The organism is Ensifer adhaerens (assembly GCF_028993555.1).
GTDB lineage: Bacteria > Pseudomonadota > Alphaproteobacteria > Rhizobiales > Rhizobiaceae > Ensifer > Ensifer adhaerens_I.
Map to the genome: position 1 here is coordinate 705,109 of NZ_CP118611.1, position 24,997 is coordinate 730,105.

23 protein-coding genes are annotated in these 24,997 nt (G+C 58.9%); 12 read left to right on the forward strand and 11 right to left on the reverse strand.

Annotated features, from left to right (window positions below; all coding sequences use genetic code 11):
* The first annotated feature begins 5 nt into the window (after nucleotides 1–5).
* Genes PWG15_RS23635 through PWG15_RS23655 form a run of 5 tightly spaced genes read left to right on the forward strand, consistent with a single transcriptional unit; the run spans nucleotide 6 to nucleotide 5,394 of the window.
* The gene (locus tag PWG15_RS23635) at nucleotides 6–1,379 is read left to right on the forward strand and encodes a TadA family conjugal transfer-associated ATPase (RefSeq protein WP_425536830.1); all 1,374 of its coding nucleotides are present in this window, start codon (nucleotides 6–8) and stop codon (nucleotides 1,377–1,379) included.
* Nucleotides 1,376–2,329: a type II secretion system F family protein gene (locus PWG15_RS23640; RefSeq protein ID WP_275026476.1), complete on the forward strand. Its 954-nt coding sequence runs from the start codon at nucleotides 1,376–1,378 to the stop codon at nucleotides 2,327–2,329. The genes PWG15_RS23635 and PWG15_RS23640 overlap by 4 nt, the downstream gene beginning before the upstream one ends.
* Nucleotides 2,330–2,336: 7 nt before the next feature.
* Nucleotides 2,337–3,281 (forward strand): type II secretion system F family protein, encoded by a 945-nt coding sequence (locus PWG15_RS23645; RefSeq protein ID WP_275026477.1) that lies wholly within the window; start codon nucleotides 2,337–2,339, stop codon nucleotides 3,279–3,281.
* Nucleotides 3,282–3,298: 17 nt separating this feature from the next.
* A complete protein-coding gene (locus PWG15_RS23650; protein WP_275026478.1) occupies nucleotides 3,299–4,603 on the forward strand; it encodes a DUF8689 domain-containing protein in 1,305 nt (434 codons plus the stop codon).
* A gap of 50 nt (nucleotides 4,604–4,653) precedes the next feature.
* Nucleotides 4,654–5,394, forward strand: a complete 741-nt coding sequence (locus tag PWG15_RS23655; protein ID WP_275026479.1) for a hypothetical protein — start codon at nucleotides 4,654–4,656, stop codon at nucleotides 5,392–5,394.
* A 142-nt stretch (nucleotides 5,395–5,536) separates the two neighbouring features.
* On the opposite strand, the gene PWG15_RS23660 is transcribed toward PWG15_RS23655, so the two are convergent.
* The gene (locus PWG15_RS23660; RefSeq protein WP_275026480.1) at nucleotides 5,537–6,028 is read right to left on the reverse strand and encodes a tetratricopeptide repeat protein; all 492 of its coding nucleotides are present in this window, start codon (nucleotides 6,026–6,028) and stop codon (nucleotides 5,537–5,539) included.
* A gap of 362 nt (nucleotides 6,029–6,390) precedes the next feature.
* Between PWG15_RS23660 and PWG15_RS23665 the strand changes: the two genes are divergently transcribed.
* The 3 genes from PWG15_RS23665 (at nucleotide 6,391) to PWG15_RS23675 (ending at nucleotide 8,545) form a co-directional block, all read left to right on the forward strand.
* Entirely contained in the window at nucleotides 6,391–6,903 is a 513-nt protein-coding gene (locus PWG15_RS23665) for a hypothetical protein (protein ID WP_275026482.1), read from the forward strand.
* Between the two features lie 174 nt (nucleotides 6,904–7,077).
* On the forward strand, nucleotides 7,078–7,530 hold the full coding sequence (locus PWG15_RS23670; RefSeq protein WP_275026483.1) for a DUF2721 domain-containing protein: 453 nt from the start codon (nucleotides 7,078–7,080) through the stop codon (nucleotides 7,528–7,530).
* Nucleotides 7,531–7,786: 256 nt separating this feature from the next.
* Nucleotides 7,787–8,545 carry an alpha/beta fold hydrolase gene (locus PWG15_RS23675; protein ID WP_275026484.1) on the forward strand — a complete coding sequence of 253 codons (759 nt, stop codon included), beginning with the start codon at nucleotides 7,787–7,789 and terminating at the stop codon, nucleotides 8,543–8,545.
* A 90-nt stretch (nucleotides 8,546–8,635) separates the two neighbouring features.
* Here the strand turns inward: PWG15_RS23675 and PWG15_RS23680 are convergent, their stop codons facing one another.
* From PWG15_RS23680 to alr, 3 genes are read right to left on the reverse strand one after another with little or no spacing between them, the layout of a single operon-like run.
* On the reverse strand, nucleotides 8,636–9,013 hold the full coding sequence (locus PWG15_RS23680; RefSeq protein ID WP_275026486.1) for a RidA family protein: 378 nt from the start codon (nucleotides 9,011–9,013) through the stop codon (nucleotides 8,636–8,638).
* Nucleotides 9,014–9,048: 35 nt separating this feature from the next.
* Nucleotides 9,049–10,299, reverse strand: coding sequence for a D-amino acid dehydrogenase (locus PWG15_RS23685; protein ID WP_275026487.1), 1,251 nt, complete (start codon nucleotides 10,297–10,299; stop codon nucleotides 9,049–9,051).
* 27 nt (nucleotides 10,300–10,326) lie between these two features.
* The gene (alr, locus tag PWG15_RS23690; RefSeq protein ID WP_275026488.1) at nucleotides 10,327–11,460 is read right to left on the reverse strand and encodes an alanine racemase; all 1,134 of its coding nucleotides are present in this window, start codon (nucleotides 11,458–11,460) and stop codon (nucleotides 10,327–10,329) included.
* A gap of 125 nt (nucleotides 11,461–11,585) precedes the next feature.
* Here alr and PWG15_RS23695 point away from each other — a divergent pair, with 125 nt between their 5' ends.
* Nucleotides 11,586–12,062 carry an Lrp/AsnC family transcriptional regulator gene (locus PWG15_RS23695; RefSeq protein WP_275026489.1) on the forward strand — a complete coding sequence of 159 codons (477 nt, stop codon included), beginning with the start codon at nucleotides 11,586–11,588 and terminating at the stop codon, nucleotides 12,060–12,062.
* Between the two features lie 247 nt (nucleotides 12,063–12,309).
* On the opposite strand, the gene PWG15_RS23700 is transcribed toward PWG15_RS23695, so the two are convergent.
* Complete coding sequence (locus PWG15_RS23700) at nucleotides 12,310–12,582, reverse strand: response regulator (protein WP_275026490.1); 273 nt, start codon at nucleotides 12,580–12,582, stop codon at nucleotides 12,310–12,312.
* Nucleotides 12,583–12,900: 318 nt separating this feature from the next.
* Complete coding sequence (locus tag PWG15_RS23705) at nucleotides 12,901–13,893, reverse strand: GNAT family N-acetyltransferase (protein WP_275026491.1); 993 nt, start codon at nucleotides 13,891–13,893, stop codon at nucleotides 12,901–12,903.
* 657 nt (nucleotides 13,894–14,550) lie between these two features.
* Between PWG15_RS23705 and PWG15_RS23710 the strand changes: the two genes are divergently transcribed.
* The gene (locus PWG15_RS23710) at nucleotides 14,551–15,471 is read left to right on the forward strand and encodes an NAD-dependent epimerase/dehydratase family protein (RefSeq protein ID WP_275026492.1); all 921 of its coding nucleotides are present in this window, start codon (nucleotides 14,551–14,553) and stop codon (nucleotides 15,469–15,471) included.
* Between the two features lie 82 nt (nucleotides 15,472–15,553).
* Here PWG15_RS23710 and PWG15_RS23715 read toward each other — a convergent pair whose 3' ends face one another.
* From PWG15_RS23715 to PWG15_RS23730, 4 genes are read right to left on the reverse strand one after another with little or no spacing between them, the layout of a single operon-like run.
* Complete coding sequence (locus tag PWG15_RS23715; RefSeq protein WP_275026493.1) at nucleotides 15,554–17,428, reverse strand: hypothetical protein; 1,875 nt, start codon at nucleotides 17,426–17,428, stop codon at nucleotides 15,554–15,556.
* A gap of 5 nt (nucleotides 17,429–17,433) precedes the next feature.
* Nucleotides 17,434–19,959: a phosphotransferase gene (locus tag PWG15_RS23720; protein ID WP_275026494.1), complete on the reverse strand. Its 2,526-nt coding sequence runs from the start codon at nucleotides 19,957–19,959 to the stop codon at nucleotides 17,434–17,436.
* Complete coding sequence (locus tag PWG15_RS23725; protein WP_275027189.1) at nucleotides 19,959–20,801, reverse strand: glycoside hydrolase family 16 protein; 843 nt, start codon at nucleotides 20,799–20,801, stop codon at nucleotides 19,959–19,961. Before PWG15_RS23725 ends, PWG15_RS23720 begins: the two co-directional genes overlap by 1 nt.
* Complete coding sequence (locus PWG15_RS23730; RefSeq protein WP_275026495.1) at nucleotides 20,791–21,861, reverse strand: GNAT family N-acetyltransferase; 1,071 nt, start codon at nucleotides 21,859–21,861, stop codon at nucleotides 20,791–20,793. Before PWG15_RS23730 ends, PWG15_RS23725 begins: the two co-directional genes overlap by 11 nt.
* A 254-nt stretch (nucleotides 21,862–22,115) precedes the next feature.
* On the opposite strand from PWG15_RS23730, the gene PWG15_RS23735 reads away from it, so the two are divergent.
* On the forward strand, nucleotides 22,116–23,099 hold the full coding sequence (locus tag PWG15_RS23735; RefSeq protein WP_275026497.1) for a BamA/TamA family outer membrane protein: 984 nt from the start codon (nucleotides 22,116–22,118) through the stop codon (nucleotides 23,097–23,099).
* A 32-nt stretch (nucleotides 23,100–23,131) separates the two neighbouring features.
* Here PWG15_RS23735 and PWG15_RS23740 read toward each other — a convergent pair whose 3' ends face one another.
* Nucleotides 23,132–23,434: a hypothetical protein gene (locus PWG15_RS23740; RefSeq protein ID WP_275026498.1), complete on the reverse strand. Its 303-nt coding sequence runs from the start codon at nucleotides 23,432–23,434 to the stop codon at nucleotides 23,132–23,134.
* Nucleotides 23,435–24,163: 729 nt separating this feature from the next.
* Between PWG15_RS23740 and PWG15_RS23745 the strand changes: the two genes are divergently transcribed.
* Nucleotides 24,164–24,994 (forward strand): glycosyltransferase family 2 protein, encoded by an 831-nt coding sequence (locus PWG15_RS23745; protein WP_275026500.1) that lies wholly within the window; start codon nucleotides 24,164–24,166, stop codon nucleotides 24,992–24,994.
* The last annotated feature ends 3 nt before the right edge of the window (nucleotides 24,995–24,997 follow it).

Below are 24,997 nucleotides of genomic sequence, written 5' to 3' on the forward strand. Positions count from 1 at the left end.
CCTTGATGCCAGTGGCGGAGACCGCGTCCATACCCAGTCCAGAGGCGGCAGGTGCTGCGGCAAGTGCCAGGCTGGAAGAGTCGCTCGGCCTCGACATGGTGGCGGAGCGTGTCAATCTGCATCGCTACTTGCTCGATCGCATCAACCTCGGCATTCTCGACACGATGGACGACGAGGAAATCGCCACCGAAATCAGGCCGCTCGTCAAAGACTATATTCGGCGCAACAGTTTCCCGCTGAATGCTAAGGAAATCAACGACCTGATCCGTGACATCACCGACGAGATGCTCGGCCTCGGCCCAATTGAGCCCCTGCTGGCCGACGACTCCGTCGCCGATATCCTGATCAACGGCTACAACAGCGTCTATGTCGAACGGCGTGGCAAACTAGAAAACACGGCCGTACGCTTTAAAGACGAAGATCACCTGCTCCGTGTCATCAACAAGATCGTCTCTGCCGTCGGTCGCCGCGTGGACGAGTCGACGCCGCTCGTCGATGCGCGGTTGAAAGATGGATCGCGCGTCAACGTCGCCATCCGGCCGATCTCGGTCGACGGACCGCTGGTGTCGATCCGCAAGTTCACGCGCAAGCCATTGACGTTGGAGCGCCTCGTCGAACACGGCGCAATGGCGAATGCGATGCGAATTCTCTTGAGCGCCGCGGTCAAGGGCCGAGTGTCGATGATCATCTCCGGTGGTACGGGTTCGGGAAAGACAACACTGCTCAATGCCCTTTCGTCGCAGATTTCCGTCGAGGAGCGCCTTATTACCATCGAAGACGCGGCCGAATTACAGCTGCAGCAACCGCACGTCGGACGGCTGGAAACGAGGCCGCCAACGCTCGATGGCCGTAACGAAGTGCGTCAGCGCGAACTCCTCAAGAATGCCCTGCGTATGCGGCCAGATCGCATCATCGTCGGGGAGGTGCGCGGCGAAGAGGCCTTCGACATGTTGCAGGCGATGAACACCGGCCATGAAGGCTCGATGACAACAATTCATGCAAACACACCTCGCGACGCCGTCGGCCGGCTCGAGCAGATGGTTGGGATGGCCGGCATGCCCATGTCGCAGCTCAGCATCCGCTCCCAGATCGCCTCGGCGATCACCATCATTGTTCAGGTCCAGCGTCTGAGCGACGGGAGCCGGAAAGTAGTGTCGATTTCCGAGATCACCGGCATGGAGGGCGAGGTGGTGCAGATGCAGGAGATCATGCGGTTCAGGCGCATTGCCACGAACGAAAGCGGCCGCATCCACGGCGAATTCCGAGCAACTGGCCTTCGTCCCCGCTTCGTGGAAGAGTTTGCCGAACTCGGGATCACTATACCCTCGGCGATCTTTGATCCGGGAAAACCGCTTCATGCGGGGGTGGTTGAATCATGACGCTTCTGCTCCTCTACGCCGCCGTTTTCATCGCCGCGCTGATTTCGGTCGAGGCAGTATTGCGCAGCTACTTCCGCAAGTCTGAACGCCAGCGTGCCGTCAATGATCGGCTGAGCCTGCTTGATGTAAGCGAGGACCACCTCAAGACCTATCATGCGATGCTGAAGGCACGCGGCGCCGACGAAGACTGGCGATCATTGCCTTTTGTTCAACGTCTTCGGCAGTACTATGCGCAGTCCGGTGTCAAGTTCGACGCCCAGCGCTTCGCCCTCTATGGGATCACCGGTGCAGTACTGGTTTGGCTCGCTGTTCAGTTCCTGGTCCCGACCACGCTCGTCCGCATACCGGTTTTTCTGCTGGTTTGTCTCGCCATTCCGATTGTTGTCGTTTGGCGCAAACGTGCGAACCGGATCCGCAAATTTACCCTCAAGCTTCCGGAAGCGCTCGACGTTGCCAATCGCAGCCTATCTGCGGGTCATCCGCTGCCGGCGGCAATCTCGCTCGTAGCGCGCGAAATACCCGATCCGGTTGGAACGGAATTTGGCCTGCTCTCGGATGAGTTGACTTATGGCACCACCTTGGATCACGCCCTCATCAATCTCAGTCAACGCGTTGGGGCGGAAGATTTGAACCTGCTGGCGATCGCCTTGAGCGTCCAGGCGGGCACGGGCGGCAATTTGGTCGAAATCCTTCAAAATCTCTCGAAGACCCTGCGTGATCGCACTATGCTGAAGGCCAAGGTCAAAGCGATTTCCTCCGAAGGGCGTATCACCGCGATTTTCATGTCGGTCTATCCGTTCCTTCTCTACGCGCTGATCAAGGCGCTCGCACCGACTTACTTTGATCCCGTCTGGGCAAGTGGCCACGGCACGACCATCGTCGCCGTCCTCGTTGCCATCATGGCGGTGGGCAACGTCATTCTCTACAAGATGGTCAATTTCGAATACTGAGGCCGCCATGGGCGAGTTGGAAATCTACATCGTCGTCTTCGTCGCGGTTATGATATTCTCCGTCGTTATTTCGGAGATGGTATTACGCCGACGCGCTGTCGGCGCCCGATTGTCGGAGACGGCTGCAAAGGGAGGTGGCGACGATTTCCAGCTCGGAGATGGCACCTTTGGCGACCTCGGGGAGGCGGAGAACCGCCTCATCCGCCGTTACTTCGAAATCACCCGTCGAGACCAAAATGCCAATTCAACACAGAACCGGCTGATCCGGGCGGGATATTTCGGTGCCACAGCGGTTACCGTGTTTCAAGCGGTGCGTGCAATCCTCTGCGGTGTGGTGATGGTGGGCGGTGCGTGGACCCTAAACCGCTTCGTCCCCGAGATGTCGGGGCTTGCGGTTTTGCTCGCGGCGATGATCGTGACGGGGGTCGCGTTCGTACTCGTCAATATCTACATCGACCGGCGTGGCGACGCCAAGGAACGGGAATACCGACGGCTCTTTCCCGATTTCATGGACATGCTGATCGTATGCCTTGACGCAGGCATGAGCATCGAGGCGGCGGCGAACCGTGTCGCCCGGGAATTCGTCCAGAAGCGTCAGGATTTTGGCCTGCACCTCTCGATTATGATGCTGGAGGTGCGCGGCGGCCGCCGTCTGCGCGAAGCCCTGATCAATCTGGCAACACGCTTGCGAATTGATGAAGCGCGCGCTCTTGCCGTACTCTTCCGTCAGTCGGAGGAGCTTGGAACGAGCGTTACCCAGGCGCTACGTGTCTACAGCAAGGAAATGCGTGATCTCAGGATCGTGCGGGCCGAGGAGAAGGCCAATGCTCTGCCGATCAAGATGCTGTTGCCACTCGGTGCCTTTCTGTTTCCCGTCAGTCTCATCATCGTACTCGCCCCGATCGTACTTCGCGTTCTTGGCATTCTCACCGGTTTGAAGCCCGGTGGCTAGGTAGGAGTAAGGCCGCCATGCAGTATTCGCCCAGCCAGGACCGGGAAGATTTCGCCCTCGTTCTTGATCCGCGCATGCCGGTGGCACCGCTGAGTCACGAAGACACCGGGTTGGATCTGTCGTTCCTATTGCGGCTTGCCGCGAAATGCGCAACCGAGCAGGATACGGTTACGGCTTCGTATCTTTCCGACCGAATGAAGCTTTCGAAGGTGCTGACGAACAGTCTCATCAAGGAGCTGGTAAAGCTGTCCTATCTCGAGGCGAGAGGCCTTGCCGGCGAAGATGTCAAATCCGACATTCGCTATGCGCTCTCGATCAAGGGGCTGGATTATGCGCAGGTGGCCCTGCGGCAGTCGGAGTATATCGGCCCGACCCCGGTGTCGCTCGACGCTTTTTGTCGCCAGATCGGCTTGCAGTCCATCCATCATGAACGCGTTACCCATGAACGACTGATCCGAAGCCTGGACGGGTTGGTTCTGTCACCGGCTCTGGTTGAAAAGCTGGGACCGGCGGTCAATTCGGGCCGTTCCATCCTTCTTTATGGTCCGCCCGGCAACGGCAAGACCAGCATTGCCGAGCGGACTTCCGAGCTGTTCACCCAGACGATCTGGGTCCCCTACGCCATAGAAGTCGGCGGATACGTCATTAGCTTCTACGACGAAGCCACGCACCAGCCTGCGCATGGGCCGGCCACAAGGCCGCATCCGAAATCCGACCGGCGATGGGTGGAATGCCGTCGGCCGGTCATCAAGACCGGTGGCGAACTCACACTCGAGCTGCTGGACCTGACGCACAACCCGGGAGCCAACGTCTACGAAGCGCCGGTACACCTAAAGGCGTCGGGCGGTGTCTTCATCATCGACGATTTTGGACGCCAGCAGGACCGACCACAAGCGCTCATCAACCGCTGGATTGTTCCGCTCGAGCGTGGCTACGATTTCCTCACATTGCACACCGGCAAGAAATTCAAAGTGCCGTTCGATGAGCTCGTCGTCTTTTCTACCAACATTCCCCCGCGGGAGCTTTCCGATGAAGCCGGCCTGCGGCGCCTCAAATATAAGATATTTGTGAATAACCCGTCGCGGGATGAATATGTTCGCATCTTCGAGTCCTACGCGCGCGTGGCCGCGATACAGTTGATCGGTGCTGATTTGCACTTGTTCTATGACCGAAAGTACCGAGGGGATACCTTGGCGTCCTGTTATCATCCCAAATACCTCCTGGATTTCATTTCCTCCTATTGCGAGTTCAACGACCTGCCGAAGATCGCGTCGCTGGAGATGCTGGACCGGGCTTGGGGAGGGGTGTTCACATTGGATTGAGGCCGGACATTAAGCCGGCCTCGGCTGGGGCGGCGCAGTCTTGTTAAGGAATGCCTGAAATAATCTTATTGGGTGTCGATCGGCACGAAAGCCAAGCGCACCCAAAAGGAAGAGCACGCAAAGGAAGCGAGCGCGGTCCGGTGGGGCTGGTTCGGTTTCGGGGATACATAAAGATCAGGGCGGCTCAGTTTGGTGACGGAGGGAATTCGATGACACATATTTCGAATATCGATGTCGAAATCGAGCCAGACATCGAATCGCGGAATAAGGAGCGCCGTGCGGAGGAGCCAAGCCGAACGAGGAGCATGCCGATCATCGCGCTGGCGCTCATGCTGCTGCCACTCAATGCCGGCATCCTGCTTTACACGGCAAAGAATGCCGCGGACGTCCGCGAAAGCCGCGAGACCCTGTCCGCGCTCAAACGCTCGATCGACGGACTGAAGCAGCAGATCAGCAAGCAGGCAGTAAACATCGCCAGCGGGGCGAAGGCCGACGAAATGGAAGCCGTCCGCAAATCCGTTGAAGAGCTCCAAAGAAATGTCGCAGATCTCGATGGTCGCATGACACCTAGCATGTTCGCATCCGACGGCGGCAGCATGATCATCAGCGCGCCAGGCAAGGAAGTGACCCAGCGTCTATCGCCATCCTCCTATTCCGTTTCCGCTCCTGAATCCGCCGTTGACGAGGTGCTTGCCGCAGCTGATCCGCAGGGCGGGGCCATCTCCAACCTACCGCGCTACGAGCGAACTGTTTCAGCGGATGGCAAGCTTGTTCTAAGAAAGGTGCGGTAAGTCGAGCGCGCCTCGAACAGATTCTTGCTATGTGCAGGGAGGCGGCGCCCTCGCGTTTCGAATTCTCAGAAGAATATGCGTAAGCGTGGTCGCCCTCATGCGGTTAGCCGCCGGGGGCTCCAAGCGAGGGGGCGAGAGCAAGTTACCGCTGAGCGTATTTGACGCTGTTCTTCATCAGCTCGAGATTCTTCGCCGTGGTCTCATTCGAGGGATCGATCTCATATGCTTTCAGGAAGTAGGTGCGCGCTCCGGGCAGGTCACCGCGTAGCAGGTGGGAATAGCCGATATTGTTGTAGTAGAGGGCCGTACCGCCGATCATTTTGGAGAGCTGCGCATAGGCGCGATCCGAAGTATCGAAGCGACCGACCATGTCGGAAGAGGCCGCAAACCCCAGCCATGCGGCCGGGTCTCGCGGAAAGACTTCGACAGCCCGCTTGTAGATCGCGTAGGACTTTCCGTAGTTCTTCTCCTGGAACTGGAGCTTGCCCGTGGTCACCAGCTCATCGTCCTTGTAGAAGGCAACCGACGAATCATCATTGAGCGTTTTTGCGCTATCGCCAAAGGCAGCGACATCGTCGAGTGCGTCCGTTTGGCACCCGACGAGCATCAGCGCCCCTGCGAACAGTATCGTCATGCGGCTTGTTTTGCTCCGAGACATTTCCATTGCGTTCCCCCAATTGCGGGTATCCTAGCCTCGCCGACGGATGAGCTCATCGGAAATCTTGCTGAAAAATAACTAATAAAGAGAGAATTGAATTTAAGAGTCGCAATAAAGAGACACATGCCTGACGACCGCTCCTGTGTGTATCCACAATTCCGCCTTTCAGTTCTGCTAATCAAGGGGTTAGAGCCGCCAGACGCCGGCCAGGACGGTCGCGCGAAGCCGCGAGATATTCCGGTCGACTCCGCAAATCGCGTAAGCCTCAATTAAGCATCATCTTATATTTTTTGTCTGACACGCCCATATCGGGTGGGCGGGGATGAAGGATTTGAGCCATGCGAGCGTTCGTGCTGACCATCATTCGACTTGGCCCCTGCGGCGCCTACATGGTCGCAGCCATCGCGCTACTGAGCGTTGCACTGCTTTGCAACGCGCCGTCCAGCTCATTCGCCTGGGCCCTGTACACGACCATGTTGCCGATGACGCGTACGCTGATACTCACGTTGGTAAACGCTTCCGATGTAGTCTTTTGGGGCGTGACCTTGACGCTCTTAGTCGCCGCGGCCATTGGCGGTTATCTGGCGGTTCGGCCTGAGCGATATTTGCAGTTGCGCTTCATTCATGCGCATGCAGCTCTTGTAGCCTCGGGGCTGGCTGTGCTCCAGATATCGCAAAGCAGCGCGGGTTTCGCCAGTAGTTCGTTTGCTCAACTTCCGCCGGTCGGCTGGCCCGTCGTCGACGGCTCGTCTGCTGCTTTCGCCTTGTTCGTTCTGATATTTTTGGCGTGCCTTAGCGCTCATGTGGCGATCATCAAGAGCGTCCGTTCGGCTCGCCATCGCACCAAATGAAATGACAAGCCTGCCGGGATATGCAGGCACGCAGTCGGCTCTCGGCAAAGGAACTGCAGACCGTCGTCTGCGCTGTGGGCCGGAAAATTGTCTATTTTTGCCGCTGCTGTAGGTTGACCGAGCGCTACTCGCATCAAGTCGACTACTCTTGTACGGAAGTCATTAAGAACACTCATGGAACCGCCAGCAATCGTCAACGACTTGGCCTCGATCATCCAGACGTCGCTGGCACCTGTCTTCCTGCTTGCCGGTACAGCCGGTTTTGTAAACGTCTATGCGACACGTCTCGGCAGGGTCTCGGACCGGGTTAACGAGGTAGGGGAAAAGGACGGGGACGGTGAGGCGCGGCGCATGCAGCTGGACTATCTGCGCCGGCGGACGCTTGCGTTGGAGATAGCGGTCGTCTTGGGAACCTTGGCCGCGATCTGTACCGGCTGCGCGATCCTCAACCTGCTTGCCGGCGCGCTCGCGTTCGGGTTCCGCGAGGAGAATCTGTTCTGGTACTTCGGTGGTGCGATCGTCTCGCTCATCGTCTCGCTGTTGGCGTTCCTGTTTGAGATGCTCATCGCCGGGCGGAACATGCTGCGCCAGATGCGCATGGATCAGTCTGCCGCTGGACGCGATTGAGCTTCGCGAGGGGAAGGCGCCTTCGCATCAAGTGTCCGGACCGGGTCGCATTCCCACAGTTTAAGCGTCAATGCCGGCTTGTGAATACACCTGCGACCAGGTTGAAAACACCGCTGGATCTCCGGCTTGTGCCCAATCCATGGGGTGGTCTGCAATACGAGCGGCAAGTCTTTCAAGACCGGAACTGCGCAAGATCCTGTTGCCGGAGAAGCAGCAGACTTTGACTTGGGCTTGCGGCTCGAAGCGAGGTCCTTCCTTGACGACTCGCCTCTTCGTTCCGATACCGTCACCCGACGTGCACGGCGAGGTGACGAACGTGGCGATGCTTCTGGTACCGGGTTTCATGCTCGACGCCGATCTCTGGGGCGAGGTGGTGCCGGCGTTGAGTGAATATGGCCCCGCCACATACGCTGATCTTTCGCAGGACAGCTCGATAACGGCGATGGCCCACCGTGCCCTCTCGCAGGCTCCGCCGGAGTTTGTGTTGGTCGGCTTTTCCATGGGCGGCTACGTGGCTCGGGAAATCGTCCGGCAGGCGGCCGACCGGGTAACAGCCCTTGTCCTGATCGCAACATCCGCACGCGGCGACAGCAATGTCGAGCTTCAGCGGAAGAAGGCAATCGCCGAACAGACCGGCAGTGCGGTCTTCAAGGGGCTGAGCAGAACCGCCGTGCTCTCATCGCTGCACTCTGACAATGCCGACCGGGCGGATATCGTTGCGCGCATCCAGGCGGCAGGGCAGCGATTGGGAGGCGACGTCTTTCGCAGTCAGTCGCTGATCGATCGACGAGACGAACGGGATGATCGGAAATCGATCCGGTGTCCAACTCTCGTCGTTGCGGGAGAGTTGGACCGATTGAGGTCTCGAACCGAGGCGCTTGAGCTTGACCAGGGTATCATCGGTTCAAGCTTTGAAATTATCGAAAACACCGGACATATGGTCCCCATGGAAGCGCCACAGCGTCTCGCCGAAGTCATGGGGGAATGGCTCGAACAACAACGCGCCGGGTGCTGACAAGCGCTATTGGCGTGATCCCAAGCCACGCCGCTTGGAGAGACTGGGCGGTGTTAGCCACCCAATCTCGAGGTCTTCTACGCGGGGCGCCTAGAGTGCAATGACTGCCTCGATCTCGACCTTTGCACCCTTTGGAAGCGCGCTGACTTCGTAGCAGGCGCGTGCGGGGAATGGCTTAGCAAAGAAACCGGCATAGACCTTGTTGATTTCGGCGAAGTTGCCGAGGTCGGTCAAAAGCACGGTCGTCTTGACGGCGTTGGCGAGGCTTGTGCCGGCTGCTGCCGCGATCGCAGCAAGGTTCTTGAGGCACTGATCGGCCTGCGCGATTGCGTCATCCGAGTTGAATTCCCCGGTTGCCGGATCGATCGGCAGCTGGCCGGAAACGAACAGCAGGTTGCCGACCTTGATCGCCTGCGAGAAGGGGCCGACGGCGCCTGGCGCGTCGTTCGTATGGATTTCCTGGATCATGATCTGTTTCCTTGAAAGTGGTTGAACGGAGCCGCTTAAGTGTAACGAGCTATTGCGAGATCGGTCGCGTCGATCTCAGGCTTGCTGCCGCTGATGAGATCGGCGATCACACGGGCCGAACCGGAGCTCATCGTCCAGCCGAGCGTACCGTGACCGGTGTTGAGATAGAGGCCTTCGACCTTCGTCGCACCGATCACCGGCGTGCCATCCGGCGTCATCGGGCGAAGGCCCGACCAGAAGCTGGCCTTCGAGACGTCGCCGCCGGGGAAGAGGTCGGTGACGGAATGCTGAAGCGTCAGGCGGCGCGGCTCGCCGAGATCGTTGGTGTAGCCTGAAATTTCGGCCATGCCGCCGACGCGGATGCGGTCGCCGAGCCTCGTGATGGCGATCTTGAAGGTCTCGTCCATCACCGTCGATTCCGGCGCGCGCGAGGCGTCGGTGATCGGGATCGTCAGCGAATAACCCTTGACCGGATAGACCGGCAGACGGATGCCGTGCGGCCTGACCAGCAGCGGCGAGAAACTGCCAAGCGCCACGACAACGGCATCTGCCCGCAGCGTTCCGTGCGCGGTCACGACGCCGCGTGTGCGGCCACCCTCGACGTCGAGGCCACGGATGATGCTGCCGTAGTTGAAGCGCACGCCGAGTTCTTCGGCCTTGTTCGCAAGCGCGTTGCTGAACTTGAAGCAGTCGCCGGTCTCATCCTTCGGCGTCAGCAGGCCGCCGACGATTTTTTCGCGCACGTGCTTTAGTGCCGGCTCGACGCGGATGCAGCCGTCGCGGTCCAGCACCTCGTAGGGAATGCCGTCGGCGGCGAGCGCCTTGACGTCCTTTCCGCACGCATCAAGCTGCTGCTGCGTGCGGAACAATTGCAGCGTGCCCTGCATTCGCTCGTCATAGGCAATACCGGTCTCTGCGCGCAGCGTGGCGAGCGAGATGCGGCTGTAGTCGGCGAGGCGCAACATGCGGCTCTTGTTGATGGCGTAGCGCTTGGACGTGCAGTTGGAGAGCATCTTCACCATCCACGACAGCATGGCGGTGTCGACCTTCGGGCGCAGGATCAGAGGCGCATGCTCCATGAACAGCCACTTCATCGCCTTCATCGGAATGCCGGGCGCGGCCCAGGGCGAGCAGTAGCCGAAGGAGACTTCGCCGGCATTGGCGAAGCTCGTCTCCAGTGCAGGGCCGGGCTGACGGTCGATGACCGTCACCTCGTGTCCTGCCTTGGCAAGCTGGTAGGCCGAGGTCACGCCGATGATGCCGGCGCCGAGAACGATAACTTTCATGATGTCCCCACGGAAGAAGAGAAAGGATCAGCGGTATTGCCGCTCGTAGCGCTGGCCGAGGCCGGTCAGGATCTCATAGGAAATGGTACCGGCGTCGCGTGCAATGTCTTCAAGCGTTTGATTGGGGCCGAACACTTCCACGAGGCTGCCAAGCTGCAGGCGGCCGTCCGGCAGGGCGGAGATGTCGATGGTGATGCTGTCCATCGAGACACGGCCGACGATTGGCAGGCGAATGCCGTCGCAATAGACGGCGCCCCGGTCGCTCAGGCTGCGCGGCAGGCCATCGGCATAGCCGGCGGCAATGGTGGCAAGGCGGGTTTCTCCCGCGGCGATGTGGGTGCCGCTGTAGCCGACGCGCGCGCCGGCGGGCACGGTGCGGGTCTGCACGACGGCCACATCGAGGCGCAGGACGGGCTCCATCGGATTGGGCTGTTTGGCGGTCGGTGCGCCACCGTAGAGAGCAATCCCGGGGCGGGCAAGGACGCCGTGATAGGGTCTGCCGAGGAAGATGCCGCCCGAATTGGCAAAGCAACGGTCGAACTCGGGGAACTCGGCCGCGATGCGGTTCATTTCGGAGAGCTGGCTTCCGTTCTGCTCGCTCTCGGCCTCATCGGCCGAGGCGAGGTGGCTCATGATGAACTGGACATCAATACTGCCGCTCGCTTTCAGCAGGCTGGCAATGGCGGCGCGCTCCTCCGGCGGAACGCCGAGGCGCGACATGCCGGTATCGAATTGCAGGACCGCCGGCAGCCTGCGGCCGAGCGCCGTCGCAGTCTCGCTCCAGCGCTGCAACTGCTCCAGCGAATTGATGACCGGCACGATGCCATGCTCGACGCAGGCAGTTTCATTGCCGGGCTGTAGGCCGTTCAACACATAGACGGTGGCGTCAGTTGCGAGAGTTGGCTGCAGCCGCAGGGCTTCAACGAACTGGGCAACGAAGAAGTGACGGCATCCATGCTGGTAGAGCCTGGCGGCGACCCGGTTGGCGCCGAGCCCGTAGGCGTCCGCCTTGACGACACCAGCTGCGCGCGCAGGCGCTACCTCGGCCGCCAGCTTTTCATAGTTGCGAGCAATGGCTGCTAGATCGATGGTCAGGTAGCCCGATGCGCCGCCCGCGGCGGTCGTCATCCCTTGCCTTCTTGCCTGTATTGCCCCGTCCATTCCAGCCTCCCCATGTTGGCGGGAGATTAGTGAAACGATCGCGAAATTTCTGAGGAAAGAATGATTGATCGTTGTGAGAAATCGTGAGCATTGAAACAAACAAAGACAAATTGGAATAATCTGCCATGGCCGCACTTGACGCGAAAGACCGCAATATTCTTCGCCTGCTTCGGCTCGACGCCCGGCGCAGCAATGCGAGCCTGGCTGCCGAAGTCGGCCTTTCGCCATCGGCCTGCCTCCGGCGGATAAAGCTGATGGAGCAGGCCGGCGTTATCCGGGGCTACACCGCGCTGGTGGATACATCGAACGTCGAGGCCACCATCGCGGTGATCATCAACATCACGCTCGACCGTCAGACGGAGGATTATCTCGACCGCTTCGAGGCCGCGATCCGCAGGCACCCCGAAATAAAGGAATGTTTCCTGATGACCGGCGGATCGGACTATCTGTTGCGCGTCGAAGTCGCCAATGCCGGCGAGTTCGAGCGCATTCACAAGGAAATCCTCTCAGCTCTCCCTGGTGTTTCACGCATCCATTCGAGCTTTGCGATCCGCAACGTGCTCGCGACGCGAACCGGGACGAAGCGTTCAACGCGCCAGTAGAAACGACGAGGCGTTGGGCGCAGATTCCATGCGCGTCATTCCTATCCGCGCAAGCGCGGCGGGCACGCGTTATCGGTTGCTGACGCGCCCGATAACGGACGGTGCCTCATCCGCAGCGGCGAAGCGTCTCATGGACCACCCAAATGGACAATGCCGCAAATCGGCCTGCTTGCGTGATCATCCCTAGGCGTCGCAGCGAAGGTTTCGATAGCGTTCGCGCCGAACGCTTCGTGAGCGAGTTCTGGAGCTACCACGAAGGGAGATTGAGTCTTCGAAGTTCAATGCGCTCTGAAGGAACTATGAAGGTCTCGCCATCACAGACTGTGCGTATCGCCTGATGCAGATCGCTGGCGGTGCTGCCCTTGAGCACGTAACCGGCGCCATAGTTCAGTACCTGGATCGCTGTTTCGATGCTCGTATTCGCCGTGAAGACGATGATCCGGGTCCCCTGATATTTCTGGGCAATCAGTTCGATGGCGGCAACGGTATCACCCGGCATGCTTAGGTCGAGCACGAGCACCTAGGGTGAGTATTCTGCGACTATTTTCAGAGCGTCGACCGCGTTCTCGCCCTTTGCGACGATATCGAGGTCGCTTTTCCCGGAATATAAGCTGACCAAGCCCTCAAGATCTTCCGGCTGCCAACGACTTCCGGGTCCTCGGAAAACACTTCGGGGTACCTGGACCCACGCGTCGGCCAAATGCCGGTCTTTTCGGCATGCTCGCGGTCAGGCAGGCAATGTTGACCACGGACGCAAAACTTCACCGCCGATCTAAGCCCCAGCGCACTCGATCTCGCCAAGCGTGCGGGGCCCTGTGGAAACGAGAAGAGCGCCCCCTCAGTCTTTGAAGCCAATTGCTCGCTTGACGCCCGACTTGAACAGATATTCGGCCCGGGAAATTGGGAGCCGCTCGATGAATATCTCAGAATAATCGTAGTGCACTGCTCCGAAACGCTCTTTGAAATGTGAAAGCGAAGCCGAATTGCCGCTCTCTCCGAGGTGATAGAAACGGCAGCCTGCCCGGCACGCATCTTCGATGGAGAGTTTTTGTAAGAGGTCGTTGGCGCGCGACGTTCCCAGTGCAACCCGGTCGATTGCGCCGCGGGAGTCGTTCACATTCTTCCCCATCAGGACCAGGGACGCCGCGACGGGCTGTCCATTCACCCACGCTGCCCAGACTTTGCAAGACGCTCCGAGCGCTTCCTGGATCTGATAGAGTTTTTTGATGGGATCGCGTCTCCCGAAGCGGAACTTCGCCAGCCAGAGTGGTTCGTTTTGCTGTTCGGCCCACCTCTTGACTGAGGTCTTAAGCAAGTTGTGAAGGAGGGGGATCAACTCGCCGCTGCTGCTGCTCTTGACGATGACGGCCTCCCGCTCGGCCTTGCGGATACTCACCCTTGTCGCCTTGGTGAAGAGCTTGTTGTAGACGTGATCGAATCCATCTTTCAGATCGATAACGTGGGCGCGGCGCGGTTTCGTCATCAGACCCAGGCCGGCCGCCGCTTCGGACCATCGGCTACCCTGTAAGGGGTTGGGCCTGATACGAATGCTGAGGAAACGCAACGCAATGAGGTCTTTCAGGACTTCCCTGAGGTGGCGGCTGGTTGTGTTGTCGCAACACACGGCCCCGCCCATTCCGCAACCATCAGGATACGATCCCGCAACAAGGTCCACAGGTCCGATGGCAGTCATGGTCACGAGCGGAACCAAAATCTGGCATCCGTCTTCGAACTGGTAGTAGCGGCTGATGTCCTTGAGCCGACCCTCAGCGCATATGGCATTGTTCCACTCCGGCGATTGATATGGCATCGCGTCGGGGTCGTGAATCATCAATTGCTTCCACGCATCACGTGGCGCGGGGCTCGTAACTCGATAGCAAATGGTGGATGTGATCCGGTCGTTGTAAATGTATTGCATTGGCCCAGTACGCAAAAAGAGTGGACACGCAAGAACAAGCAACTCATCTCGTGCAAATTACTCGTGCGGGATCCGACACTTAAGCGACGGCCGCGTAAAAACTAACAGTCCAGAAATCACTTCGTCAGAACAAACTACGCCATAGTATATATTACGTATGTTTTAATTTAAGGAAAGGGGGCCCTGGCAACAATCTCGCGGCTCCGCGGCCCAATATCCAGCAAAAATGATTCCCCCTCGTTGATACAAAGCGAGCCTAAGCACGGGAGCGGATGTGAAGTTTGGTGGGGCAGAGGAGGCGCGCTCCGGCGGCGGCAGGACAGGTGCACATTTGGCAGAGAACCGAACCGGAGCGTCCGCTACTTGTGCGCGAATAGACGCGTGGGCTTCGGAGGCTTGACTGCTTGGCAGCGAGAATGGAGGATTGAGTTGAGACACGGAGAGTGCCGGTCAGCTCACGGTTGACAACGAGGTGCTGGTTCGTTTGCAATCGGCTCGTGAGTGCGGGCTCTTTCTGGCAATATGTCGCGACAAAGTTCGCCGAGACCAGATGTCATGGGGAGAAACGGTTTGAGGACGATCTTGGTGACCGGGGGAGCCGGTTTCATTGGCTCGCATCTGACGCGACGATTGTTGGAAACCGGACGCGACGTTGTGGTGCTGGATGACCTGAGTTCAGGAAAGCGCGACAATGTGCCCAACGCAGCCAAGTTCATCAATGGCTCTATCCTGGATCGACAGGTGGTTCGCAGCGCGCTTCCCGGCGTCGATGCCTGCATTCACCTGGCCGCGGTCGCTTCGGTCGAAAAATGCAATCGGCAGCTGACGCATTCTCACGCCATCAATATTACCGGGTTCCTGAACCTGGTTGAGGAGATTGTGAACTCCGGCAACAAGCGGACAATAGTCTATGCCTCTTCAGCCGCCGTTTACGGGGCCAGTCAGGACCTCCCGCTTTCAGAGGAGGGCAAGTGCGTGCCACTTTCGCCCTACGGTGCCGACAAGCTCTCGTGCGAATTGCATGCCCGGGCCGCCTATGAAGTCTACGGCCTCTCGACGACGGGTCTTCGCTTCTTCAACGTCTTCGGACCGGGCCAGGATCCGCAGTCACCCTATTCCGGTGTGATCACCAAGTTCGTGCAGCGGTTGAAAAACAACGAAGACATCGTGATCTATGGCGATGGCACGCAGACCCGCGATTTCGTTTACGTCGGCGACGTGGTCGAAGCGCTTATCCGGTCGGCGGATCGGGCTGCGAATGGCGCAAGGGTCTTGAACGTTTGCAGCGGCGTCGAGACATCGATCAATGACCTCGCGCGAATTATGATCGAGGAGACCAAGTCTGGTTGCGGCATCGCGCACGTGGATGGATTGCTCGGCGAAGTCAGGCGTTCCCAGGGGTGCACGCACGCACTTGAAGCGGAGCTCGATCATCGATGCCGCACGGATCTTCGCGTTGGGCTGGCACAGTTGCTGGCGGGGCGGCAATAGCGCGACACGGTCTTTTTGGGGCGACCTCACCACAAGACAGGCAGTTCGGTGCAACCGTCGCTAAGATGTTGGCTGAGCCGGCTCAATGGTACCGGTTGCCAAGGGCGCTGCCGTCCGACGTCGCGGGCAGCATACGAAACACTTTCGCATTGGCCGATGCCCGCACAAGCTTGAATCGCGGTGAGACAAGCAAGTTGTGCTCGATCCGGTCGAAGTCGCCCGGCCGCATTTGGCCGTTGGCTTCGAGAGACGCTTTCTGGCTGCGCGTCAGGATCACGTAGGCGTCGCGCCAGCGCGGGTTGTCCATCCATCGCAAAAAGACGCCGGATGAGTTGGCGACGATTTCTGCTCTGGTGGCCTCCGACTCTAGCGAGATCGCCAAATAGTAGAAATTTTCGTAGTTCATGAACTGTGAAGGGTAGCTGCGCGAACCTTCGATGAGGAGGGTATCCTCGGGGGCTATGCTATAGAGCCACTCAGCCACGGCCACCTCGTCGGGCGCGAAACGATATTCGCGATCCTTGCCATTGTTGGCGAAAAGGAAGCCGATTGCCGAAAGGAAAAAGGCCGCTGCAAGTGGCGTAAAGACGTAGGCTGGCTTGCCAGCATGCACTGAGGGGAAGAACGCGGTGGCAGCAAAGAAAGCAAGGAAGGGAGATGCGAAAAGGTAGACGCGGAAAATCGACTCTCCGCCATACGCAACAGCTATGAGTGGCATCGGTGAAAGCAAGAGTGCCGCGGCGGTGAGGTCCCAGTGCCCATTTAAGATCCGCCGCGATCCGCCTAGGAGCGCGCCGACAATGACGGCGGCCGAAAGGCCGCGCCCGAGCAAGACGACCCAGGCGCGGTCGGCGCTCACGTCGGCAACATTTGCAAGCTTGCTCGTCGCTTCAGAGAGCGTACCCATCGAGGCCAATTCGCTCAAAATCTGCTCGTAGACGAAGGGCGCCGCTGGCCAGAGAAGCCAGACAATTTCGGCGATGATCGCAAAGAGCAGATAGGCCGGGGAAAGCCATCCGAGCACCGCCAATCCTGCTGTGGCGAGAATAATCATGAGCGGGGTCAACTGATGAGTGACCACCACCACGGAAATCAGCGTCATAGCGAGCAGGGCCGCAAGGGGACGAGCAAACCGGCCACCCGTCCACGAAGGCAGACCGGCTGGAAGTGCTTCTGGACCAATGAAACGCAGAAAGCCAGGCCTTCGCGCCGCCCATGTCGTTTCCCGTTTTCGCAACGGCCCGAGAAACAGCCCGATCAGGATGAGGTAACAGAGAAACGTGACGCCTTGCGGCGAGAAATATTCCTGGCCGACCCAGTTGGCCACGACGAATATCCAGCAAGCCGTCAGTTGAAGGCGACGGTCCGCAGAGAGCCGTTTGACAATTCCCAAGAACGCCCCGATCAGGGCAAGCGTGAGCACAGGTGGGGTAAAACTGACGATCGGCGCGAGGTCGACCGATCTCAGGTCGAAGCGGTCCGCAAGCCAAGCCGTGGCCGCAAAGAGCCCGGGCCAATTGTGATAGGCTGCGAGGAAGGACGCATTCCGATCAACCGCGTCATACCGTTGGATGTAATCGATAACGCCGAGATGTTTCCAAGCCCAGGAATAGCGCAATGTTCCATAGACGATCGGTGGCGTCCCGTGCAGGAGGATCACGAGTGCGACCAGATAGAGGATTGGAAGCGGGCCGGTAGTCCGCCCCCCGCAGACCAGCCACGCAAATCCAGCCGCCAGTAGCGCCAGTGACAGAAAAAAGCTTCGAGGCAAGACCGAAATCAACCCGATGTCGGTCATGCGGTCGGGGTCGATCGCCGGCAGCGATAAGGCCCAGAGCAGGACGGAAGCGGAGAGTATGACGGCAAGGGCCAGATCAAATCGCCGCGCCCGGCGTTGGGAGACCGCTTCCCCTTCTGTATCCAAGGCAATGTCTTCAACGCGGGAAAGGACGGTCATGCTTTCTAGGCCTTCCTCGTGGATCCGACGGGGACCGGGTGGGGTGACGTCGCACTCGCACTGCCTTTTTGCCGACGGAGGCAGCCGACTGCAAGCGTGTGCGGCGCTACGGACACCTTGCCGCCGTACCAGGCTAGGACGAGGTCGATGTTGACCGCCAGCCACAGCGCCTTGTCTGCAAAGCAAGATGATTTGGTCAGATTGGTAGCGATGTGGTGCCACCAGGCGAATCCACACAGTGCGCGCAATACGGCAGGATCCGAGAGTGCGCCGTAGCTCTCCTCCAGCGTGGCACGCATTGGTTCCATAGCTGTCATTTCCTCAGGAGTGAGAAGTGGCGCTTCAAGGAGGCGGCGAATGACAAAACCGAGGTCCTCACCGCTGCGCGCCGCGCGTGCGGTCAGCAGCAGGAACATTGCATCCAGGCCTGGTGGGGTGTCCTCGGTGGCAGTCTCCCAGTCAATAATGGCGCTCAGCCGGACATCTGTTTCATCAGGACCAATTGTATAAAGCAAATTTCCTGGCGCGAAATCACCATGCCCGAGGCCGAGGGGCAGCGAGCGGCCGTTCCAAAAATGGGATTGCTGCGCTTGAAAGACCGCGAGCGCCTCAGCGCGGCCAGGCTCGCCCAACAGTGGCGAGTGCGACGCGCACACGGTGTCGGATCCAAAGTGGAGCCAGCCGTCCAGCCAGCCCTCATTGATGACCCGCTTCGTTGCTGTGCGCGAATGCATCGTGTGGATGGCGTCTACCGCTTGGGTGAGCGCGGCAAGATACTGTTCGGACTTGGCGAAAATCGAACGACCATCCTCGCCCGGCAGCGCGCGTTCTGCGAGCCTTGCCCCGGATGCGTCGATGGAACTCGCGACGATCGTGGAAACCGCGAAGTCTAGCTGACCAAGCGCGGCGTTGGCGGCGAGCTCCTGGCTGCTTTTGATGTGGCGGGTGACGGCGCGGTGTCCCTCTGGAGAAGTCGACGCCTTGAAGACCAGCAATTCTGCGGGAGGGCCGGCCGTCCGGAACATGCCGGTTCGCACATCGCTCTCACGGTAGAACTCGCGCACGGTTTGCGGATCCGGTGCCTCAAGCCCCGTCGCGGCGCAGAAGCTGGCAATCGAAGCATCGAGGGGCGGTGAGGAATGCCGACGAGGTGCGATGTTGCTCCAGATCCGCGCCAGCGAAGATAGCAAGCGCAGTGTCAGATCGATCCGGCCGGATGGTCCGAGACGTCGCGACAGGTCTGTCAGCAGGCCGACAGCAGTTATGCTGTGGGCAATAAACCAGGCTGCCGCCATCCCGACTGCGCCATGGACGACGACAAGCGGAGTGCCAATCCCAAGCACGACGGCTAGCGTTACCACTTGTGCCAGTGCGACGACCTGTGTCCGGCCCGTCGCACGCGCGACGGCGAGTATAAGCGTCACGACGCTCCAAGGCAGGCACGAAATGGCGAATAATCGCAGCAGCGTCGAATTCGTTCCTGAAGCATTCATGCCGAGCACCGACAGGAGCAGCGGCGCAGCAATGAGCAATACGAATACTACGCCCGCCAACGGCGCGACGGTGTAGATGAGGGCATCGACGGCGAGACGATGTAGCTTCGTCTTGTCGAACGCGATCTCGGCCAGGAGAGAGACGCCCATCGAACGGCTGATGAGGTAGACGCCGTAGACGATTTCCCAGCTGATATAGTAGACAGCCAGATTGGCGGAGCCGCCGTAGTGGAGCACAATGAGTGGCGCGATCCCCATTGCCGTCATCGAAGCGAGAGTTCCCAGGTAGTCCCAGCCAAAATAGCGGGTGAGTGCCTGGCGGTCGGGTTTCTGGGCGTCGCCGCTTGTGCGGTGCCGCGGAAGAAAGCGAATAAAAATCAGCCAATTGATGCCGGCCAACAAGAGCGGAAGCGGCAAGATCCACGCCGCATACAGTCCCGCGCCCAGGATGGATGAGCCTGCAAAGAGTGCCAGCAACAGCAGCTTGGCAACGGCGAATACGGCGTTTTCAATCGGGACGACCGTTGCGCGCCGCAAGCCGGCCAATACGCTGTCCTGCAGGGCAAAGAGCGTCCAGGCGATCGTCGCGACCACGAATGCGGCGGCAGAAACGGGTTGTTCCCTTAGGAAACTCAGTTCGGGTGTGACGCTGGAGATGAAGATGATGGCCAGCGTGGAAAGAAAGGCGGCCGCCGCGACCGCCAACGCATAGGCCCAAAGCACCAGACGAACCGCGCTGTCCTTTTCGCTCGCCGGCAGATAGCGGTTCAGAAAGTTGCCCATGTTGAGCTGGGAGATGTTCCCAAGCGCCAGCATGGTGGAGATCAGCGCAGCGCCAAGTCCTACTTGTTCGGGCGAGTAGAAGCGGGACGCCAGTCCCCAGAAAACGAGCCCGAGTACCGAGGTAAGACCAGCACTCGCGACCAGGGCATAGCCGTTTTTCAGAAGCGACGAATGGGCAAGGGCCGCTAACGCCGGATACGCCCGCGATATACGTGATATGAAGTCGGCGGTCTCTTGGTTTTTACGCTGCAACATCAGCCGTCGTCCCGCTGCCAGATTCTTACGTAGTCAATGAGATAGGTGGAGGGAAACTTCGTAGACTTGGGCGGAGAGCCCGCCCACTCTCCTCCAACCGCCAGATTGAGGAGCAGATACATCTCTTCGCTGGAAATCGTTGCGGCATCCGTGTGGCGCCAGACCTCCTTGCCGTCGAGGTACCAAATGATTTTATCTGCGTCCCAGGTCAGACTGTAGACGTGCCAGTTCGCCGTCAAGTCTGATGTCTCGATATCCTTTCCGACGCTCTTCTTCTCAGAGGCTGCATCGACGTAGTGGTAGTGCATCCGCAACGTGGAGGCGGAATCGCCAAGTACCTCCATGAGATCAATCTCCGGCCGGGATTCCCGTGTCTCCGGCAGGAGCCAGATCGCAGCCCAGAACCCTTTACCCGCGGGAACTTTCGCCTTGACCTCGATGTGGCCATAGCGGAACCGCGTTCGCGATGGTCTTGGCAATTCGTCGTAGTCGCGTCCCGTGGTGACGATGCCGGACGTATAGTCGAAAGTGCGCCCCTCGATGCCCTTGACCTTTTGTCGCCGAGCGGTCAGCCGCAGGAGCCCTTTGGAAATCGAGACATTTTCCGGCCGGTACCATTGCAGTTCGGCGTTGCCGAGATTGGTACAGCCGTCCTTGTTCCACCAATAACAGGTGGTCCATTTTCCCCGGTCCAGTTTGGGGCCGTCGAAGTTATCCTCGAATATCAGCCGCCACGAACCTTTGTCAGCGACCGGAGCCGGTCCGTCAGCACGTGCCGCAGGTAATGGAAGAAAGAGGGACAGAAGGACGGCTGCGATGGTGACCGATTGCCTAAGATGCATCACGAAACCCCACCACGCGTTTAACGGTACTTCGAGCGAAGCTACCGATTCCTGCGAGCGGAAGACGCTCGTATCGATATTCCGCATAGGGAACGGCAACCGCACCGAAGCGAGATTTGAATTGCGCGAGAGAGGCAGAATTCCCCGTCTCACCCATGTGATAATACGTGCTGCCAAGCGCGCAAGCCTCTTCAATAGCGGTAGCCTGAAGCAGGTACGTGGCGCGGCTTTCGCCGGCGAGCCCCTCGTCGATCGCGCCGCGCGTATAATGGGCCTGATGATGCAGGAGAACCAAAATTCCGGCAACGGGCCGGCCCTTGATGCGCGCGACATAGAGGCGAAAGCCCTCGCCGAGGTGGGTGGCCATTGCCGCGAACTTCGAACGAGGGTCGCGGCGCAGACCGCGGAAGCGCGCAAGTGCTGCCGGTTCATGCTGCCTGCGCGCCCAACGCAGCAAGGAAAGTTCGAGCAGGTCGTAAAACTCGTCGATCAACCGAGCACTGTTACCCGTTTCCACCTCCACGCCATATTTTTGTGCGCGTCGGATGTTGGTTCCTGCATTGGAACGGAAGCGACTTCGTACGGCCTCAAGGCCGCCTGACAGGTCGATGACATGTGCCGAACGCGGAATGGCCACCCAACCCGGTCGCGCAGCCTCTGCCCAAAGGCGCGCTGAGAGAGGGTTCGGCCGGATTTTGAGCCCGACAAACGGCAGCGTCTCAAGCTGACCGAGCACGGAACGCAGCTTGTCCGCCGTGATCTCTTCGTCGGAAAGCAGGCCGCCGAACCCCCAGGCCGGCGGCGGCGACCAACCGTAACGCAGCGAGGCGACGCCCCTGGCAAACAGTGGGAGCACGGAATGACTGCCGTCGGCAAATTGGAAGTACAGCGGATTACACCGGTAGTTGCCGGTGGCCGCGATTGCCTGTGCCCACTGTGGTGATTGGCTGGCGACCGCCGTCTGGTCGCGTTGGTAGAGATTGAGCCACATGGCTTCGGGAGCCGGCCCACTGGATTCAATGAGGTGGCCAAAGGCGTTTGGGCCGATCGGTTGCGTCAATGCTGTCTCTGAACTCATACAGCCGATCCAGCGCTTCCCTCTTGTCCGTCATTGATAGCTTTCGCAAGCATAAGACGAATAAGCAGGAAATGAAATGCCTGAGATTGGTCTGTGGAGGGGCGTACATCCTCACAATTTTGTGCTTTACTGATACAGAAAGTGTGAATGTGGCAGGCCATGCTTGGAGCCCGCGAATGCAGCACCGATCGCGAAGGTATGATGCGAGACGCAAACTCGAAGGAACGAGATTGCGCATGACCAGGTTTCTGAGCGCTGCTTTGTTATGGTTGGCCGCCGTCCTGCCGGCGGCGGCCCAGTCTGTCGTTCTGGATACCGACGAAATTCACGTACCCTATCTCGCCGACGCCCTCAAACAAGCATACCAGCTGCCGCTACTGGCCGACCTAGAGGCCACTCCGTCCGAACGAGAAGAGGCGCTTTCGACCGAGAAGGCGCGACTGCAAGGCGTGATCGCTGGTTTCGGCTATCTGGATGGGGACATGACTGAGGAGAAGCAGGGAACGCGAATAGTGCTTCGGCCGACGCTTGGTCATCTCTACAGGGTGACATCCGTCGAACTGAAAGGAATCCGACCGTCGGAACTGGGCCGCGAAGTCGTCGACAGACTGGCCTCGATCATCAACGACTTTGTCGGGCAGCCTGCGACGACTTTCGTTGCTGAGTCATTCACGCGGCGCATCCTGCAAACGGTCAGCGCGGAGGATTTCGCGCATGCACGACGGCGGGCAACGGACTGGGTCCGCAAGGGCGAGGGGATCGTGACTGCGGTTATCGATATCGACCTGGGTCCCCGCACCCGTTTCGGTGCCGTCCAGTTTAGCGGCGCGCTCCGGATGGAGTCCGAGCTCCAGGACCTCGTTCCCTTCCGCTCAGGCGAACGATACAGCGCCGCTCTGGTCGAACAACTGCGCCGTAACATCGAGGCTCTTGAGACGGTGAAGTCTGTAAATGTCGCCGTCGGAAAGGATGAGGAAGGGCTGCTTCCGATTGATGTTCGGATACGTGAAGCGCCTGCAAATCTCGAAACGCTCCGCCATACGAATCCGCTCGACGTTGGAAGCGGCCTCGTCGCGATGGCCGGCCTTCTGCTCGTTCAGGTGGGGATGCAGGCCGGCACCCCACGATCCAGGCTGCGCCCCATCATCTGGATCACCAGCGTCTGCGTGGTGATATTCGCCATTTTGGCCACCCTTCGACTGGTCAGCTTTCTTGCTTGACCAGCGAGCGTGCGTGGGGCGAACATCACGACCTATAGGTCGCCTTTGGACGGGGAGATAAGGGTCCCGACAATCAGCGGGCCATTGACCGGCTGGCGCTGACTGGCAGCCTCGCCCAGAGCCGCGTCAATTTCTTCTTTAAGTGATTGGCCTCTGGTGACGAGGGCAGCTTCGGCCCGGATCAAAGCGGCATGGTCCTCGTCGGTCGATGTCGCGATGGCACGCCGCACTTCTTTCAGCTCCGCGGTGAGGGCGTTCCATTCTGCCATCAGTTTCATCCACCGCTTAACCGGATCCGTTGATGCGGCCTTAGCGATATGTTCTTCCGATTGCATCAGCCTCTCTTGCCTTTGATTTGCATCGTGATCTCAACATCATGTGTTGTTTTGCAACATACGCGATTCCCGGTTCATGCGCCATCAATCTTGCAGTCTTTGTCGATCGCGAACAGCCGTTACGTGCGCACGATTACGGAATTTCAATGAGTTAGTCAGGCGTCTCTACGCAGCGCCGCAAGGTGCTGCATGCGGTCCATTCGCGCCAGAACGGCGCAGAATGCGTCGCAAGCTATCCTCTAGTGCAAGAGTGACGCAGATATTACGATCACGGTAACGTGCGTCGACGGACCCACCCAGATGCCCTTCGCGAAGTGGTTTTGCTTCTCATGGAGCGTCGGAGAGCCTCTGTATTTAAGTTATCCATGATATTGTGATTTGTGTTTTGATTTACGGAAAATGCGTCGCTTTTCAGAAAAAAATATAGGGTGCAAATATAAAATCGCCGGAGAAATTAAGCCAACAAGAGAATATGTTTCCCATAAATTTTCATGAGTGGGCATATTCAGCGCGTTATACTATGACATAATTCTGCAATAAAAGGGCATGGTGCCGCCATTCTTCCAATAATTCAAAAAAAATAACGACTTGTTCTCTAGAATGCTCTTTTTCAAGAAAAGCATGTGGTAGTTTACAAAGTTAGAATATTGTAATAAAACTGAATACGTACAAGTAAATACAAACTTTTTCCCTTCCAAAGCCTTGTGTGTGACCGGGGCCGGAAGCTTATTGTTTTCATTTTTTTTAGTTGGAGGATTTTTAAGCAAAATGGGCGAGCATTTTCCCAATTCGTTAAGAGCGGCCCTGCGTCCGTCCGGCATGGACAGGGCCATCATCGTCCCCAGGGTCAGCGTCATTGTTCCAACGGTAAATGAGGCGAAAAACCTACCGCACGTCCTTCCACGCATTCCCGCCTGGATAGACGAGGTCATCCTTGTCGATGGCAACTCTTCTGATGGAACTGTTGCCATTGCACGTGAACTCATGCCCGACATCGTCGTGATTGAACAGCCGCGCCTCGGAAAAGGGGTCGCACTTGCCGCTGGTTTCGCGGCGGCCCGCGGCGACATCCTCATTACTCTTGATGCCGATGGTTCAGCGGACCCGGAGGAGATGGCTGGTTTTGTGGGAGCGTTGCTTGCGGGGGCCGATTTCGTCAAGGGGTCGCGTTTCCTGCAGGGCGGCGACACGCGTGACATGGAGTGGTACCGGCGCCTCGGGAACTGGGGTTTGCTGCAACTGGTGCGCCTGCGCTTCGGCGGCCGCTATAGCGATCTTTGCTACGGCTACAATGCCTTCTGGCGTGACGTTCTACCCCATTTGCGGGTCGAATCCGCGACCGGTTTCGAGATCGAAACGCAGATGAACATCCGCGCACTGCAGGCAGGCCTCGCTATTGCGGAACTTCCAAGCCGAGAATATGCGCGGATCCATGGTGTCAGCAACCTGCGCACGATTCCCGATGGCTGGCGGGTGCTGAAAACAATTGCCCGGCTAGGCCTCAGCCAACGCAGTCGCGCTGGTGCCGTCGTTAGAAACCGTACTCAGCGGGCAGGTTGAGGC

What these genes read in the sequence shown, in the direction of transcription:
- PWG15_RS23635 (WP_425536830.1), top strand. Translation starts at nt 6, where the DNA reads ATGCCAGTGGCGGAGACCGCGTCCATACCCAGTCCAGAGGCGGCAGGT.
- PWG15_RS23640 (WP_275026476.1), top strand. Translation starts at nt 1,376, where the DNA reads ATGACGCTTCTGCTCCTCTACGCCGCCGTTTTCATCGCCGCGCTGATT.
- PWG15_RS23645 (WP_275026477.1), top strand. Translation starts at nt 2,337, where the DNA reads ATGGGCGAGTTGGAAATCTACATCGTCGTCTTCGTCGCGGTTATGATA.
- PWG15_RS23650 (WP_275026478.1), top strand. Translation starts at nt 3,299, where the DNA reads ATGCAGTATTCGCCCAGCCAGGACCGGGAAGATTTCGCCCTCGTTCTT.
- PWG15_RS23655 (WP_275026479.1), top strand. Translation starts at nt 4,654, where the DNA reads ATGCCTGAAATAATCTTATTGGGTGTCGATCGGCACGAAAGCCAAGCG.
- PWG15_RS23660 (WP_275026480.1), bottom strand. Translation starts at nt 6,028, where the DNA reads ATGACGATACTGTTCGCAGGGGCGCTGATGCTCGTCGGGTGCCAAACG.
- PWG15_RS23665 (WP_275026482.1), top strand. Translation starts at nt 6,391, where the DNA reads ATGCGAGCGTTCGTGCTGACCATCATTCGACTTGGCCCCTGCGGCGCC.
- PWG15_RS23670 (WP_275026483.1), top strand. Translation starts at nt 7,078, where the DNA reads ATGGAACCGCCAGCAATCGTCAACGACTTGGCCTCGATCATCCAGACG.
- PWG15_RS23680 (WP_275026486.1), bottom strand. Translation starts at nt 9,013, where the DNA reads ATGATCCAGGAAATCCATACGAACGACGCGCCAGGCGCCGTCGGCCCC.
- PWG15_RS23685 (WP_275026487.1), bottom strand. Translation starts at nt 10,299, where the DNA reads ATGAAAGTTATCGTTCTCGGCGCCGGCATCATCGGCGTGACCTCGGCC.
- alr (WP_275026488.1), bottom strand. Translation starts at nt 11,460, where the DNA reads ATGGACGGGGCAATACAGGCAAGAAGGCAAGGGATGACGACCGCCGCG.
- PWG15_RS23695 (WP_275026489.1), top strand. Translation starts at nt 11,586, where the DNA reads ATGGCCGCACTTGACGCGAAAGACCGCAATATTCTTCGCCTGCTTCGG.
- PWG15_RS23705 (WP_275026491.1), bottom strand. Translation starts at nt 13,893, where the DNA reads ATGATTCACGACCCCGACGCGATGCCATATCAATCGCCGGAGTGGAAC.
- PWG15_RS23715 (WP_275026493.1), bottom strand. Translation starts at nt 17,428, where the DNA reads ATGACCGTCCTTTCCCGCGTTGAAGACATTGCCTTGGATACAGAAGGG.
- PWG15_RS23720 (WP_275026494.1), bottom strand. Translation starts at nt 19,959, where the DNA reads ATGTTGCAGCGTAAAAACCAAGAGACCGCCGACTTCATATCACGTATA.
- PWG15_RS23725 (WP_275027189.1), bottom strand. Translation starts at nt 20,801, where the DNA reads ATGCATCTTAGGCAATCGGTCACCATCGCAGCCGTCCTTCTGTCCCTC.
- PWG15_RS23735 (WP_275026497.1), top strand. Translation starts at nt 22,116, where the DNA reads ATGACCAGGTTTCTGAGCGCTGCTTTGTTATGGTTGGCCGCCGTCCTG.
- PWG15_RS23740 (WP_275026498.1), bottom strand. Translation starts at nt 23,434, where the DNA reads ATGCAATCGGAAGAACATATCGCTAAGGCCGCATCAACGGATCCGGTT.